This is a genomic window from Allobosea rubneri (assembly GCF_032464875.1).
Lineage (GTDB): Bacteria > Pseudomonadota > Alphaproteobacteria > Rhizobiales > Beijerinckiaceae > Allobosea > Allobosea rubneri.
In genome coordinates, this window is the sequence record NZ_JAWDID010000014.1 from 93,682 (window position 1) to 108,862 (window position 15,181).

Sequence of the window (15,181 nt, forward strand, 5' to 3'; positions counted from 1 at the left end):
TGTTGGGGGTGAGGCCGGGCGGGACCTGGGACGGCGCCTGCCTTGTTCGGCAACTTACCGGCTCTGGTCGCTCGACGATGATTTTCGCCTTCAATTCGACTGAGGTCATTTTTCGGATTGAATGCAAAATTTTTTGATTCTAGGCTTCCCCTTACGACGCCGACAGAGCGCGACAGAGGGAGGTTCGGATCATCATGAAGCAGCATCTGCTTGCCGCATGTGCGGTTCTCGCAGCCGGAACTATGCCGGCCCTGGCCTGGGAGCCGAGCAAGGCGATCGAGATCGTCGTGCCCTTCTCCGCCGGCGGGGCCTCCGACCAGATGGCGCGGACGATGCAAGGCATCATCCAGAAGCACAACCTGACCTCGCAGCCGGTCATCGTCGTCAACAAGCCGGCGGCCGGCGGCGCCGAAGGCATGCTCGACATCCAGAAATCGGTCGGCGACCCCCACAAGCTGATTACCACTTCGAGCGGCATCTTCATGACGCCGATGGCGACCAAGCTGCCGCTGAACTGGCAGGACTACACGCCGGTCGCGATGATGGCGCAGGACTCCTTTGTCCTCTGGGTCAATGCCAAGGCGCCGTACCAGAATGCCGGCGACTTCATGACCGCGGCCAAGGCGGCGTCGCCGCCACTGAAGGTCGGCGGCACCTCGTCCAAGCGTGAGGACAACCTGATCGTCTTCGCGATGGAGAAGGCCGGCGGCGTCAAATTCGCCTTCATCCCGCACACCAGCGGCGGCCAGACCTCGACGCAGCTCTCGGGCAACCATATCGACGCCAGCACCAACAACCCGGCCGAGGACGTCGCCAACTGGCGCGGCGGCGCGACCCGGCCGCTCTGCGTCTTCTCCGATCAGAAGATGACCTATTCGACCCCGGTCGCCGACGGAAAATCCTGGGCTGATATCCCGACCTGCGCGTCGCAGGGGCTGAACGTCACCTATCAGATGCTGCGCGGCATGTTCATGCCGGGCAAGGTCACCAAGGACCAGCAGGCCTATTATGTGAACCTGTTCAAGAAGGTCTCCGAGACGCCGGAATGGAAGGACTACCTGGCGCGCAGCGCGCTGGTTCCCGACTACCGCGACGGCGATGCCTTCGTGCAGTTCCTCAAGGCCGACGAGGAGAAGCACGCCAAGCTGATGGGCGATGCTGGCTTCATGGCCAAGTGAACCTGCTACGGTCACCGGGGTGCTGCGTCATCCCGGGCGACCGAAGGGAGGCCCGGGATCCATGCCGGAACGGCTCAGGAATGGATCCCGGATCGGCGCAGCTGCGCCGCTTGTCCGGGATGACACGCGAGGACCGGTGAATGACACAGCCCGTCGAAGCTGAAATCCAAGAACGCGGCATCTCGCGCCGCCCGGTCGAGATCGCCACGGCCGCGATCCTGATCGGCCTCGGCCTGATCGTGCTCTGGGATTCCTATGGCCGGGGTGCCGGTTGGGATAACGGCCCGCAGAACGGCTTCTTCCCGGCCCGTGTCGGCTGGCTCTTCCTCGCCGCGTCGCTGTTCATCCTGTTCCAGTCGTTCCGCGCCGAGAACAAGATCTTCGTCACCTACGCGCAGCTGGGGCAGGTGGTGCGGGTGCTGGGGCCGCTGATCGTCTTCGTCGCGCTGATCCAGCCGCTCGGGCTCTATGTCGCTTCCGCCGTCTTCATCCTCGTCTTCATGGGCGTGATCGCGACTTCGCGCTGGTGGAGCATCGCGCTCACCGCGCTGCTCGTGCCGCTCGCCTGTTTCTGGATCTTCGAGCTGCAATTCCGCGTGCCCCTGCCCAAGGGCCCGCTCGAAGCCATGCTCGGCTACTGAGGTTTCGCCTATGGATGACCTCTCCTCGCTGATCACCGGCTTCCAGATCGCGCTGTCCTGGCAGAATATCGGTTTCATGGCGATCGGGGTCATCCTCGGCATCGTCGTCGGCGTGCTGCCGGGGCTGGGTGGTCCGAATGGCGTCGCGATCCTTCTGCCGCTGACCTTCGGCATGGACCCGACCTCGGCGATCATCCTGCTCTCCTCGATCTACTGGGGGGCGCTGTTCGGCGGAGCGATCACCTCGATCCTGTTCAACATACCGGGCGAGGCCTGGTCGGTGGCGACCACCTTCGACGGCTATCCGATGGCGGTGCAGGGCAAGGCGGCCGAAGCGCTGACCGCAGCCTTCACCGCCTCCTTCATCGGGGCGCTCTCGGGCGTCATCCTGATCACCTTCGTCGCGCCGCTGGTCGCCCAGTTCGCGCTGCGCTTCGGGCCGGCCGAGTTCTTCGCCGTCTTCCTTTTGACCTTCTGCTCCTTCATCGGCATGGGCCGCGAGAACCGCGCCAAGATCCTGGCCTCGCTCTGCATCGGCTTCCTGCTCGCGGCCGTCGGCCTCGACTCGATCTCCGGCGATCTGCGCATGACCTTCGGCTCGACCGAGCTGATGCGCGGTTTCGACTTCCTGATCGTGGTGATCGGCCTGTTCGGTGTCTCCGAGATCCTGCTGACGGTCGAGGAAGGGCTGGTCTTCAAGGGCAAGCAGGCGCGGATCGACCTGATGGTCGTGCTGCGCACCTGGGCCGGGCTGCCGCGCTATTGGGCGACGCTGATCCGCTCCTCGCTGGTCGGCATGTGGATGGGTGTGACGCCGGGCGGTGCGATCGCGGCTTCCTTCATGGGCTACGGGCTCGCCAAGCGTTTCTCGAAGCGCGGCAAGAACTTCGGCAAGGGCGAGATCGAGGGCGTGCTGGCGCCGGAGACGGCGGCGCACGCTGCCGGCACCAGCGCGCTCCTGCCGATGCTGGCGCTCGGCATTCCCGGCTCGGCGACGGCCGCGGTGCTGCTCGGCGGCCTGCTGGTCTGGGGGCTGCAGCCCGGGCCGATGCTCTTCGTCGAGCAGAAGGACTTCGTCTGGGGGCTGATCGCCTCGATGTATCTCGGCAATCTCGCCGGGCTGATCATCGTGCTCGCGACCGTGCCGCTGTTCGCGGCGATCATGCGCGTGCCCTTCTCCTTCGTCGCGCCGGTGATCCTGATCGTCTGCGCCATCGGCGCCTATACGATCTCGAACTCGATCTTCGACATCTGGCTGATGCTGATCTTCGGCGTCGTCGGCTACGTCTTCAAGAAGCTCGACTATCCGCTGGCGCCGCTGGTTCTGGCGCTGGTGCTCGGTGACCGGGCGGAGGATGCCTTCCGCCAGGCCCTGCTCGGCTCCGGCGGCAGCCTGCACGTCTTCATCGCCAATGGCCTGGTCACCACCCTCGTCATCCTCGCCATGATCCTGCTGCTCTGGGGGCCGGTCTCGGACCTGATCGCCACCGCGCGCGGCCGCCATGCCGGCAAGGCGGCGGAGGCCGCCGAGTAGTCGTGCCACCTTCGAAAAGAACCACAGTCATCCCGGATAGGCCGCAAAACCGCGCCGCTCTGGGATCCATCGCAGAGCGCCGGGATTTACGATGGATCCCGGCACTCCGCTTCGCTACGGCCGGGATGACGGCTCACATTAGAATTGGCTAGCAGAACGATGACCCACGCAGCCCCCCTGACCAAGCAGGGCTCTCGCAATCTCGGGCTGGAACGGCGCCTCGCGCAGGCGCTGGAAGGGGAGGTGCGCTTCGACGCCTTCACCCGCGGGCGCTATGCCACCGACGCCTCGATCTACCAGATCATTCCGCAAGGCGTCGCCTTCCCGAAGAGCGAGGCCGACATCGCCGCGGCGCTGACGATCGCCGCCGAGCACGGCGTGCCGGTGATCGCGCGCGGCGGCGGCACGTCGCAGAACGGTCAGCCGATCGGCGATGCGCTGATCCTCGACATGAGCCGGCATTTCAATGCGATCCGGGACTATGATCCGGCGAGCCGCACCGTCTCGGTCGCGCCCGGCATCGTGCTGGAAGCCCTCAACACCCATGTGAAGAAGGACGGGCTGTTCTTCCCGGTCGAGCCCTCGACCGCGAGCCGCTGCACGATCGGCGGCATGGCCGGCAATAACTCCTCCGGCGCGCGCTCGCTGCGCTACGGCAAGATGGTCGACAACGTCATCGGCCTGCGGGCGCAGTTCCACGATGGCGAGGCCTTCGCGCTCGGCGACGCTCCGCTTGGCGACAATGCCTCGGTCCGGACGCGCGATCTGATGGCGCGGATGCTGTCGCTGGCCGAGAGCCATCGCGGTGAGATCGAGGCGATCTTCCCAAAAGTGCAGCGCCGTGTCGGTGGCTATAATCTCGACGAATTGATCGTGCCGCGGCCGAACCTGTCGCATCTCCTGGTCGGCTCGGAAGGGACGCTCGCCATCACCACTGAGGCGACGCTGAAGCTCTCGGCGCTGCCGCAGCACCGCGTCATGGGCGTCTGCCATTTCCCGAATTTCCGCGCCGCGATGGAGACGACACAGCATATCGTCGCGCTCGGGCCGGCCGCGGTCGAGCTCGTCGACAACAATGTGCTGGTGCTCGGCGCCGACATCCCGCTCTTCGTGCGCACGCTCGCCGACATCACCAGGGGCAAGCCGAACTGCCTGCTGCTGGTCGAGTTCGCCGGCGACGACCTCGAAGCGCTGAAGCGCGACCTTAGGCGGCTCGACCAGTGCATGTCCGATCACGGTTTTCCGGACGCGGTTGTCGAGGTGATCGAGCCCGCCCGCCAGAAGCCGGTCTGGGAGGTGCGCGAGGCCTGCCTCAACATCATGATGTCGATGAAGGGCGACGGGAAGCCGGTCTCCTTCATCGAGGACTGCGCCGTCCCGCTCGAGCACCTCGCCGACTATACCGATGCGGTTACAGCCCTTTTCGAGCGGCATGGCACGCGCGGCACCTGGTATGCGCACGCCTCCGTCGGCTGCCTGCATGTCCGCCCGATCCTCAACATGAAGACGGAAGCCGGCGTGAAGGCGATGCGCGGCATCGCCGAGGAGGCCTGCGACCTCGTGCGCCGCTTCAAGGGCTCCTATTCCGGCGAGCATGGCGACGGCATTTCGCGTTCCGACTTCGTCGAGCCGATGTTCGGCGGGCCACTGACCCGGGCCTTCGAGGCAGTGAAGGACGGCTTCGATCCGGAGAACCATCTCAACCCCGGCAAGATCGTCCGCCCCTACCATATGGACGACCGCAGCCTGATGCGCTTCCCGCCGGGCTACGCGACGCCGGTGCCGGTCGCGACCGCGCTCGACTGGTCCGACTGGGGCGGCCTCGGCGGCGCGGTCGAGATGTGCAACAACAACGGCACCTGCCGGAAAATGGCGGGCGGCACGATGTGCCCGTCCTGGCGCGCGACGCGCGAGGAGCAGCATCTGACCCGCGGGCGGGCGAATTCATTGCGCCTCGCGATTTCCGGCCAGCTTGGGCCGGACGCCTTCACCTCGCCGGAGATGAAGGAGACGCTCGATCTCTGCGTCTCCTGCAAGGGCTGCAAGCGCGATTGCCCGACCGGCGTCGACATGGCCCGGATGAAGGTCGAGTTCCTGCATCACTATCACGCCAAGCACGGCCTGCCGCTGAAGGAGCGGTTGATCGCCTTCCTGCCGCGCTATGCGCCGTTCGCCGCCAGGCTCGCACCATTGATGAATCTGCGCGACCGCATTCCGCTGCTGGCGAAGCTCAGCGAGCGCTGGCTCGGCTTCAGCGCCAGGCGTTCGCTGCCGGTCTGGCGCAAGCCCTGGCGCGAGGCGGCTGCGCCGTCGAGCGTGTCTGCCGTCAAAGGCGATGGCCGCGACATCGTGCTCTTCGGCGACACCTTCAACCGCTATTTCGAGCGCGAGAACCTGGAGGCGGCCGAGCGCGTGCTGCAAGCTGGCGGCTATCGCCTGCACCGCGTCGAAGCTGCCGATGGCGGTCGTCCGCTCTGCTGCGGGCGCACCTTCCTCTCGGCCGGGCTGGTCGACGAGGCCCGCGCCGAGGCAAGGCGGACGCTCGATGCGCTCAGCCCCTATGTCGTAAAGGGCGCGCGAGTGGTCGGGCTCGAACCGTCCTGCCTGATGAGCTTCCGCGACGAGTTCGGAGCGCTGCTGCCGAAGGCCGAAGTCGAGCTGCTGGCCAAGGCGGCGCTGCTGGTCGAGGAATTGCTGGCGACGGACATGGCGGCAGGAAAGACCAGCCTGCCATTGCAGGACCAGGCCGGGCGTGTCGCGCATCTGCACGGCCATTGCCACCAGAAGGCCTTCGACGCGATGGGCGCGGTCGAGAAGACCCTGCGGGCGGTGCCCGGGCTCGAGGTCAGGCCGATCGAGTCGAGCTGCTGCGGCATGTCCGGCGCCTTCGGCTATGGCGCCGCGACCATCGACGTCTCGCTCGCCATGGGCGAACTGTCGCTGCTCCCGGCGGTACGCAAGGCCGGTCCGGACGATCTCGTCGTCGCCGACGGCACCAGCTGTCGCCACCAGATTCATGACGGCGCCGGCCGCGAGGCCGTGCATGTCGTCAGGGTGCTCGCGTCGTCACTGGCGGATTGAGGTCTGAAACGCCTTCACCGGGCGCGCGTCTTCAGTGCCTTCCGCTCCCTTCACGGGGGCGGAGCCGGACACGCAGCGCGCAATGAAAGACGCGTGATCGATCGTTGATGACGTTGAGTCAGGTCCTGTTTCTGGAGCTGACTTTCTGGATGAACTGAAGCTGATCGCGTTTCGCCTGCTTCCCGCCAAGTGAAGCTGCCCACGGGAATGCCATTCGGATCTGCGGAAGCTCTCCAATACAGCGATTTTGGCGGAGTGATTTTTCGATTGGTTCCGGATCGCCGTGGAATGCGACCCGGCCGGGCAAAGCTGGTGCCGAAGCCCAAAAAGCAGACCCTGCGCAATGTCCGCGACCTTGGCAGCGGGGCGCCGTGTGCTACCTTTCCCTTAGAGCGGATACAAAAGCCGCCTTCGGCCTCGCCGTTGAAACCTTCGGCGTGGTCAGACACGAAGGGAGGAAATTCGATGCGAAAGGTGCTTTTGACCGCCGTCGCGGTCTGCAGTCTCGTCGCTGCCTCATCGGTTGCCGGCGCCCAGGAAAAACTCAAGATCGGTATGATGGCGACGTTGTCGGGCGCATTGACGTCCGGCGGCGAGGATGGCGTGCGCGGCGTCCAGGTGGCGCTGAAACAGCTCGGCAACAAGATCGCCGGGCGGGAAGTCGAGCTGATCATCGCCACCACCGATGCCAGCCCGGATTCCGCGCTCAGGGCCGCGCGCAAGCTCGTCGAACAGGACAAGGTCCAGGTCATCGTCGGGCCGCTCTCGGGCTCCGAGGGCATCGCCATCCGCGACTACTCCAAGACCGTTCCGAACGTGACCGTCGTCGACGGGTCCTCGGGCGCGCTCGAGACCACTTACGTCAATCCGTCGCCGAACTATTTCCGCTTCAACAGCAACGGCGCGATGTGGATGGCCGGGCTCGGCGACTACGTCTTCAAGGACAAGGGCTTCAAGAAGATCGCCGTGATCGCGGAGGATTACTCCTTCCCCTACACGCAGGTCTTCGGCTTCGCGCTCGGCTATTGCGGCGCCGGCGGGCAGATCACCCAGCGCCAATGGGTGCCGCTCGGCACCAAGGATTTCGGCTCGGTCATCGCCAATATTCCCGATGATGTCGATGCGGTCTTCCTCGGCCTCGGCGGCGGCGACGCGGTCAACTTCCTGAACCAGTACAGCCAGACCGGCGGCAACGCGAAGTTCGTCGGCGGCTCGATCATGGTCGACCAGACCGTGCTCTCCTCGCGCGGCGCGGCCAAGAAACTCCTCGTCGGCACGCCGTCCTCCGGCGGAGTCGCGGATGCCTGGGACGATCCGCGCTGGAAAGCCTGGGTCAAGGCCTATCAGGACGCCTTCCCGGCGGACAAGCGCTTCGCCAGCCCGTCCCTCTTCGCGACCAACTACTACAACGCCTTCACCGCGCTCGCGACGGCGCTGGGCAAGGTCAACGCCGACCTTTCGGACGGCGGCGCGAAGCTGCGGGCTGAACTGGCCAAGGTCGAGCTCGATGCGCCTAACGGCAAGATCAAGCTCGACGACGACCGGCAGGCGATCGCGACGACCTTCATCACCGAGGTCGCGGAACTGCCGAACGGCGAACTCACCAACAAGTTCGTCCGCACGGTTCCGAACGTGTCGAAGACGATGGGCCTGTCCCCGGAAGCCTTCAAGGCGGTGGGCCTGCCTTCGCGCACCAACCCGGAATGCAAGAAGTAGACGCCTGACGAAGACTGCCGAAGGGGGAGCTACGCGAGATGCGCGCCCCCTTCGTCCCTGTGACGTCCCGGTGCCGCCGCCTGCGATGATCTGCGCAGGCGACGGATGGCGGCTGGCCTGACGAGGCCAATGTCGTGCCGCCGGACCTGTTTTCGAGAGGAACCATGAGTCGCGCAGTCGCGGTCTGCCACGGTCCGTTCGGCCGGGTTTCGATCTACGATCTCGACCGGCCCCTGGTGCTGCACGCCCATCGCGAAGCGCATCTGATCTTCTTCCTCGAAGGATCGCGTGGGCTCGTGACCGTCGGCAGCCATACGACGCGCGTCGACCCTTTCATGGGGGTCGCGATCAACCCGTGGGAACCGCACAATTTCCAGCCGGAGAGCAAGGGCTGTTTCGGCCTCTTCCTCGTCGTCTACCTCAGGCCGGAATGGCTGGCGGCCCAGGGCATGTCACCCTTCGGAGGATCGTTCTTTCCGTCATCGGAGCTGGTCGTGACCCGCGAGCTTGCCGCCTGGCGCGACAAGATCGTCGAGATGCTGCTGTGCTCACGCCGCGACCTCAATCTCGGGCCGGTGCTGATGGCACTGGCGCAGGCCTCCAGCGAACCGATCGAGCCGACGCTGGCTTCCTCCTTCGCCCATCTCGCGCCGGAAGGCGCGCTCGACCGCCGGGTGCTGCGCGCTTGCCGGCTGCTCGAAGATCACCCGAGCTATGATGGCGCGCTCGAGCGCGTCGCCCGCGAAGCCGGGCTGTCGCGGGCGCATTTCTTCAAGCTGTTCCGCCAGCAGGTCGGCGTGACGCCGACGGTCTTTTCCAACACCGTCCGCCTCGATGCCGCGCTCGACCGGCTGGTCTTCTCGCAGGACCCGGTGACGCGGATCGGCAACGGCCTCGGCTTCTCCTGCCAGAGCGTCTTCACCCGCTTCTTCACCGCCCATATGGGCATGGCGCCGCGCGACTACCGCCGCGTGCTGCGCACGGTCGGCCCGGCGCCCATGCAGGCGGCCCATGTCTGACTTCGTCGCGCGCCGCCCGATCTGGTCTCTGGTCGTCATCTTCGCGGTCGGCATCCTCGCCTGGCTGATCTTCTCGGTCTGGACGCCGGGGATGGAAGCGATGCTGGGACGCAAGCGCGTCTTCCTGAGCGCGCTGTTCAACGGCATCACGCTCGGCGCGCTCTATTTCCTGGTCGCCAGCGGCTTCACCCTGATCTTCGGGCTGATGCGCAACGTCAATCTCGCCCATGGCTCGCTCTATCTGTTCGGCGGCTATCTCGGCTACAGCGTCGGCCATCTCACCGGCTCCTGGCTCCTGGCGCTCCTGGCCGCCTTCGTCGTCGTCGGCATCGTCGGCGTGCTGATGCAGGTGCTGCTCTTCCGCTGGATGGAAGGCCAGGACCTGCGTCAGACGCTGGTGACCATCGGCCTCTCGATCATCTTCGCCGACCTCCTTTTGTGGAACTATGGCGGCGACACCTTCCAGGTGACGACGCCGGACTGGCTCTCCGGCCCGGTCCAGCTGCCCTTCGTCGTGGCGCTGCGCGGCAATGGCGATCCGGTGATGATGACCTATCCGCTGGTGCGCCTCGCGATCCTGGTCGGAGCGATCATCGTCGGTGTCCTGATGTGGCTCGCGCTCAACCGGACACGGGTCGGCATGCTGGTGCGTGCCGGTGTCGACGATCGCGACATGCTCTCGGCGACCGGCGTGCGCGTCCAGCTCGTCTTCGTGATGATCTTCGCCTTCGGCGCCGGGCTCGCGGGGCTGGCCGGTGTCGTCGGCGGCACCTTCCAGTCGCTGCAGCCGGGCGAGGACACCAAGATCCTGCTGTCGTCGCTCGTCGTCGTCATCGTCGGCGGCATGGGCTCGATCCCCGGCGCGGCGATCGGCGCGCTGATCGTCGGCCTCGCCGAGCAGTTCGGCTCGGTCTACATGCCGACCTACGCGGTGATGCTGACCTTCGTCATCATGGTGGCGGTCCTGGCGGTGCGGCCGCAGGGCCTGGCGGCGAGGCGCTGAGCATGGCGATCGCCGATCTCAACCTCGAGCAACGCGCCCGCACCCGGGAGGGCTTTCCGGCCTGGCTGGCGCGCCGCGGCACGGCCTTCTGGGTCGTGGCGGTGCTGCTGCTGGTGATGCCCGCGATCGCGAGCCCGTTCTGGCTCGTCCAGATCTTCGCCTATTCTATGATCCTCGGCCTCGTCGCGCTCGGCCTGATGTTCCTGGCGGGTTATGGCGGCATCGTCAGCCTCGCGCAGATGACGGTGGCGGCCTGCGCCGGCTATCTCGTCGCGATCCTCGGCGACAGCGCGATCTCGCAGATAAGCCTGCACTGGCCCTGGTGGATAGCGGCGCCGGTCGCGATCCTGGTCGCGACCCTGTTCGGCACACTCAGCGGCGCGCTTTCGGTGCGGACCGAAGGCATCTACACGATCATGATCACGCTCGCGATCGCCTCGGCCTTCTATTACCTCGCGCTGCAGAACTACACGATCTTCAACGGCTTCAGCGGCTTCAACGGCATCAAGCCGCCGGTCTTCCTCGGCGTCGACTGGGGCCAGAATCTGCCCTTCTACTATCTCACGCTGGCCTGTTCCGCTCTGGCCTATGGCGCGGTGATCTATGTCTCGCGGGCGCCCTTCGGTCTCGCCTTGCAGGGAACGCGCGACAATCCGCGCCGCATGGCGGCCCTCGGCTTCGACGTCGTCGCCCATCGCATCGCGGCCTACGCCTTCGCCTCGTTCATCGCCGCCTGCGCCGGCGTATTGCTGGTCTGGTATCAGCGCCAGATCTCGCCCGGCACGGCCGGGGTAGGTCCGGTCGTCGACATGCTGATCATCGCCGTCGTCGGCGGCCTCAGCCGCCCGATCGGCCCGTTCATCGGCGCACTCGTCTATGTGCTGCTGCGGACCTTCTCGCTCGACATGCTGGAAGGGGTCGGCCTCGACGGCAAGCGCTACCAGTTGCTGATCGGCCTCGGCTTCCTCGTCATCGTGCTGTTCTCGCCCGACGGGCTGATCGGCATCTGGCAACGCCTGCGCGAGCGCTATCGCAAGGGCAGCGAGGCCCGCGAGGCCGGCATGCGCATCGGCGGGGGCTCGCCATGAGCGCCGTCACCGCACGCGAGACCCTGGCCTCTGCCGGCTCGGCCAATGCGCTGGAATTGCGCGGCGTCTCGCGGCTGTTCGGTGCGCTCGCCGCGCTGTCCGACGTCACGCTCTCGGTGCGGCCCGGCGAGCGTCGCGCCGTGCTCGGCTCGAATGGTGCGGGCAAGACGACCCTGTTCAACTGCATCACCGGGGATTTCGCGCCGAGCACCGGCCTGATCCGGTTCTTCGGGGAGGATGTGACCGCCTTTCCACCTCAGGAGCGCATCCGCCGCGGCCTGCGGCGCACCTATCAGATCTCCTCGCTGTTCACCGGGCTGTCGGTCCTCGACAATGTCTATCTGGCCTGCCGGGGCGTCTCGCGGAACCGCTTCTCCCTCGTCCGACCGCGCCGCGACGATGCGCTCGTCCACGCCGCCGAAGGGCTGGTCGAGGCCGTGCATCTTTCTGCGGTCAAGGACCGGCTGGTCGGAGAGCTCGCCTATGGCCAGCAGCGCCAGCTCGAAATCGCGCTCGCCCTGTCGGGCGCGCCGCGTTTCATCCTGTTCGACGAGCCGGCGGCGGGCCTCTCGCCGACGGAGCGGCGCGACCTCGTCCATATCCTGACCTCGCTGCCGGCTCATATCGGCTACATCATCATCGAGCACGACATGGATGTGGCGCTGCGCGTCGTCGAGAGCGTGACGATGATGCACAACGGCCGCATCTTCAAGGAAGGCCGGCCGGACGAAATCGAATCCGATCCCGAGGTGCAGGAACTCTACCTCGGAGGCGGCCATGGCTGAGCGCTTCAGGCCTCCGCCCGCCGCCGGCGTGCCGATCCTGCAAATCGCCGGGCTCAACGTGTTCTACGGGCGCTCCCATGCCCTGCAGGGCGTCGACCTCACGCTGGAGAGCGGCGTGCTGTCCGTTGTCGGCCGCAACGGCATGGGCAAGACGACCATGTGCAAGGCGATCATGGGGCTCGTGCCGATCTCGTCGGGCTCGATCCGCTTCTTCGGAGAGGAGATCGCCGGCCGCTCGCCCGCCGAGATCGCCCGCCTCGGCATCGGCTATGTCCCGCAGGGGCGCCGGCTCTGGCGCTCGCTCACCGTCGACGAGCATCTCCAGCTGATGCAGCGCGGCAAGCGCGGCAGCTGGACGCGTGAGCGCATCTACGAAGCCTTTCCCCGACTCGCCGAGCGCCGCAACAATGGCGGCGCGCAGCTTTCGGGCGGCGAGCAGCAGATGCTGGCGATCGGCCGGGCGCTGATGCTCAACCCGCGCCTGCTCGTCATGGACGAGCCGACCGAGGGGCTGGCGCCGGTGATCGTCGCCCATGTCGAGGAGATGCTCGTCCGGCTCGCCGACCAGGGCGATGTCGCCATCCTGGTCATCGAGCAGAACATCGGCGTCGCCACGCAGATGTCAGATCCGGTCGCCATCATGGTCAATGGCCGGGTCAACCGCATCATCGCCTCGGCGACGCTCGCCGGCGACCGCGATCTGCAGCAGCGCCTGCTCGGTGTCGGGCGCCATGGCCATGACGAGACCGACGGCGCGCCTGAGCCCACGGCCGGCGCTGCCGCCGCACGTCCTGCGCCCGCCATCGCCGCGGGCCCGACCCGCGTCTACAATGCCAACCCCGTCATCCCGACCCGCTGGTCGCAGCCCATCCCGGCGGCGCGGATCGAGGCCCAGGCGCGCACGATCTCCCGCCCGACCCTGGCGACGCGCGACGGCGCGCATGTCGGCGCGATCCGGCCGCTCGCCGCAGCGGCAGCCGCGGGCGAGCCCTATGTCGTCGTCGCCGGCACGCTCGACACCAAAGGGGAGGAGCTGCGCTATATCCGCGACCTCGTCCGCGCCGAGGGGCTGCGAACCCTGCTGGTCGATCTCTCGACCTCGGGCCGCAGCGCCGGCGGCGACGTCACGCCCCAGCAGGTCGCGCTCGCCTCGGCCAGGGGCTCGACCGGCATCTCCTCGGGCGATCGCGGCACGGCGGTCGCGGCGATGACGGAGGCCTTCGCGGCCTGGCTGCCGCGGCAGGAGGGCGTGCTCGGCATCATCTCCGCCGGCGGCTCCGGCGCCACCGCGATCGTGACGCCGGCGATGCAGGCTCTCCCAGTCGGCGTGCCCAAGCTGATGATCTCGACCATGGCCTCGGGGGATGTGCGCGCCTATGTCGGTGCGACCGACATCACGATGATGCACGCCGTCACGGATGTGCAGGGGCTGAACCGCGTCTCGCGGCTCGTGCTCGGCAATGGCGCGCGCGCGGTCGCGGCGATGGCGAAGGCACGGCTCGCCGAACTCAAGCGCGAGGCCACGCCGCGGCGGGCCGAGCCCGAGAAGCCGCTGGTCGGCCTGACCATGTTCGGCGTCACGACGCCTTGCGTTCAGCAGGTCGCCAAGCTGCTCGAGGCCGAGTGGGAGCCGCTCGTCTTCCACGCCACCGGCACCGGCGGCCAGTCGATGGAGAAGCTGGTCGATTCCGGCCTCGTCGGCGCGGTGATCGACGTCTCGACCACCGAGATCTGCGACATGATGATGGGCGGCTTCCTGCCGGCGACGGAGGACCGTTTCGGCGCGGTCATCCGCACGCGCATCCCCTATGTCGGCTCGGTCGGCGCGCTCGACATGGTCAACTTCTTCGCGCCCGAGACGGTCCCCGAGCGCTATCGCGGCCGCAAGCTCTACCCGCACAACCCGCAGATCACGCTGATGCGGACGACGCCGGAGGAGAATGCGCGCATGGGCCGCTGGATCGGCGAGCGGCTGAACCAGATGGAAGGCCCGGTCCGCTTCCTGATCCCCGAAGGCGGCGTCTCGGCGCTCGATGCGCCGGGCCAGGCCTTCCATGACCCGGCCGCCAACGCCGCGCTGTTCCAGGCGCTGGAGCAGACGGTGCGCACCAGCGCCAACCGGCAGCTCATCCGCCTGCCGCTTCACATCAACGACCCCGCCTTCGCCGCGGCGCTGGTTCAGCAGTTCCGCGCACTGCATGCCGGCCGCCGGCGCGAGCGGGCCAGCGGAGGCAGGTCATGACGCCTTTCGACAAGAAGACCCTGCTGAAGCGTTTCCGGGCAATGATCGCCAAGGGCGAGCCGATCATCGGCGGCGGCGCCGGTACCGGGCTCTCCGCCAAATGCGAGGAGCTCGGAGGCATCGACCTCATCGTGATCTACAATTCCGGCCGCTACCGCATGGCCGGGCGCGGCTCGCTCTCCGGCATGATGCCCTATGGCGACGCCAACGCCATCGTCATGGAGATGGCCGCCGAGGTGCTGCCCGTGGTGCAGCGGACGCCGGTGATCGCCGGGGTCTGCGGCACCGATCCGTTCCGGCGCATGGACGTCTTCCTCGACGATATCAGGCGGATCGGCTTCGCCGGCGTCCAGAATTTTCCGACGGTCGGGCTGATCGACGGCATCTTCCGCAAGAATCTCGAAGAGACCGGCATGGGCTACGGGCTCGAGGTCGAGATGATCGCGCTCGCCAGCCAGAAGGGCCTGCTGACCACGCCTTACGTGTTCTGCGAGGACGACGCGCGCGCCATGGCCAAGGCCGGCGCCGACATCATCGTCTGCCATCTCGGCCTGACGACCGGCGGCGCCATCGGCGCCGAAACGGCGCTGAAGCTGGCGGACTGCCCGGCGCGCGTCGACGCCTGGGCTGCGGCGGCGCTCGCCGTGAAGAAGGACGCCATCGTCCTCGTCCATGGCGGGCCGGTCGCCGAGCCGGCCGATGCCGATTTCATCATGAAGAACACGAAGCATTGCCACGGCTTCTACGGCGCGTCCTCGATGGAGCGCCTGCCGGTCGAGGTCGCTATCCGCGACCAGACCCGCGCCTTCAAGCGGATCGCGCGCCGGCAAGAGACGACGGACAAGCAGACGACGAAGAGACCGGCGCGCCAAGCCGGCAAGTCGAAGTGACCCG

11 protein-coding genes are annotated in these 15,181 nt (G+C 67.1%); all 11 read left to right on the top strand.

The annotated features are described in order from the left end of the window. The first annotated feature begins 194 nt into the window (after positions 1 to 194). The 11 genes from RKE40_RS11765 (at position 195) to RKE40_RS11815 (ending at position 15,177) form a co-directional block, all read left to right on the top strand. On the top strand, positions 195 to 1,178 hold the full coding sequence (locus RKE40_RS11765) for a Bug family tripartite tricarboxylate transporter substrate binding protein (protein WP_316018434.1): 984 nt from the start codon (positions 195 to 197) through the stop codon (positions 1,176 to 1,178). Between the two features lie 140 nt (positions 1,179 to 1,318). After that, a complete protein-coding gene (locus tag RKE40_RS11770; RefSeq protein ID WP_316018435.1) occupies positions 1,319 to 1,819 on the top strand; it encodes a tripartite tricarboxylate transporter TctB family protein in 501 nt (166 codons plus the stop codon). A gap of 10 nt (positions 1,820 to 1,829) precedes the next feature. After that, a complete protein-coding gene (locus RKE40_RS11775) occupies positions 1,830 to 3,353 on the top strand; it encodes a tripartite tricarboxylate transporter permease (RefSeq protein ID WP_316018436.1) in 1,524 nt (507 codons plus the stop codon). Positions 3,354 to 3,512: 159 nt separating this feature from the next. Beyond that, positions 3,513 to 6,434: an FAD-binding and (Fe-S)-binding domain-containing protein gene (locus RKE40_RS11780; protein WP_316018437.1), complete on the top strand. Its 2,922-nt coding sequence runs from the start codon at positions 3,513 to 3,515 to the stop codon at positions 6,432 to 6,434. 465 nt (positions 6,435 to 6,899) lie between these two features. Further along, on the top strand, positions 6,900 to 8,150 hold the full coding sequence (locus RKE40_RS11785; RefSeq protein ID WP_316018438.1) for an ABC transporter substrate-binding protein: 1,251 nt from the start codon (positions 6,900 to 6,902) through the stop codon (positions 8,148 to 8,150). Between the two features lie 164 nt (positions 8,151 to 8,314). After that, on the top strand, positions 8,315 to 9,169 hold the full coding sequence (locus RKE40_RS11790) for a helix-turn-helix transcriptional regulator (RefSeq protein WP_316018439.1): 855 nt from the start codon (positions 8,315 to 8,317) through the stop codon (positions 9,167 to 9,169). After that, on the top strand, positions 9,162 to 10,172 hold the full coding sequence (locus RKE40_RS11795; protein WP_316018440.1) for a branched-chain amino acid ABC transporter permease: 1,011 nt from the start codon (positions 9,162 to 9,164) through the stop codon (positions 10,170 to 10,172). The genes RKE40_RS11790 and RKE40_RS11795 overlap by 8 nt, the downstream gene beginning before the upstream one ends. 2 nt (positions 10,173 to 10,174) lie before the next feature. Next, positions 10,175 to 11,260: a branched-chain amino acid ABC transporter permease gene (locus RKE40_RS11800; RefSeq protein ID WP_316018441.1), complete on the top strand. Its 1,086-nt coding sequence runs from the start codon at positions 10,175 to 10,177 to the stop codon at positions 11,258 to 11,260. Beyond that, positions 11,257 to 12,045, top strand: coding sequence for an ABC transporter ATP-binding protein (locus RKE40_RS11805; RefSeq protein ID WP_316018442.1), 789 nt, complete (start codon positions 11,257 to 11,259; stop codon positions 12,043 to 12,045). Before RKE40_RS11800 ends, RKE40_RS11805 begins: the two co-directional genes overlap by 4 nt. Continuing rightward, complete coding sequence (locus tag RKE40_RS11810; RefSeq protein WP_316018443.1) at positions 12,038 to 14,287, top strand: ABC transporter permease; 2,250 nt, start codon at positions 12,038 to 12,040, stop codon at positions 14,285 to 14,287. Before RKE40_RS11805 ends, RKE40_RS11810 begins: the two co-directional genes overlap by 8 nt. Next, positions 14,284 to 15,177 (top strand): phosphoenolpyruvate hydrolase family protein, encoded by an 894-nt coding sequence (locus RKE40_RS11815; RefSeq protein WP_316018444.1) that lies wholly within the window; start codon positions 14,284 to 14,286, stop codon positions 15,175 to 15,177. Before RKE40_RS11810 ends, RKE40_RS11815 begins: the two co-directional genes overlap by 4 nt. Positions 15,178 to 15,181 lie beyond the last annotated feature (4 nt).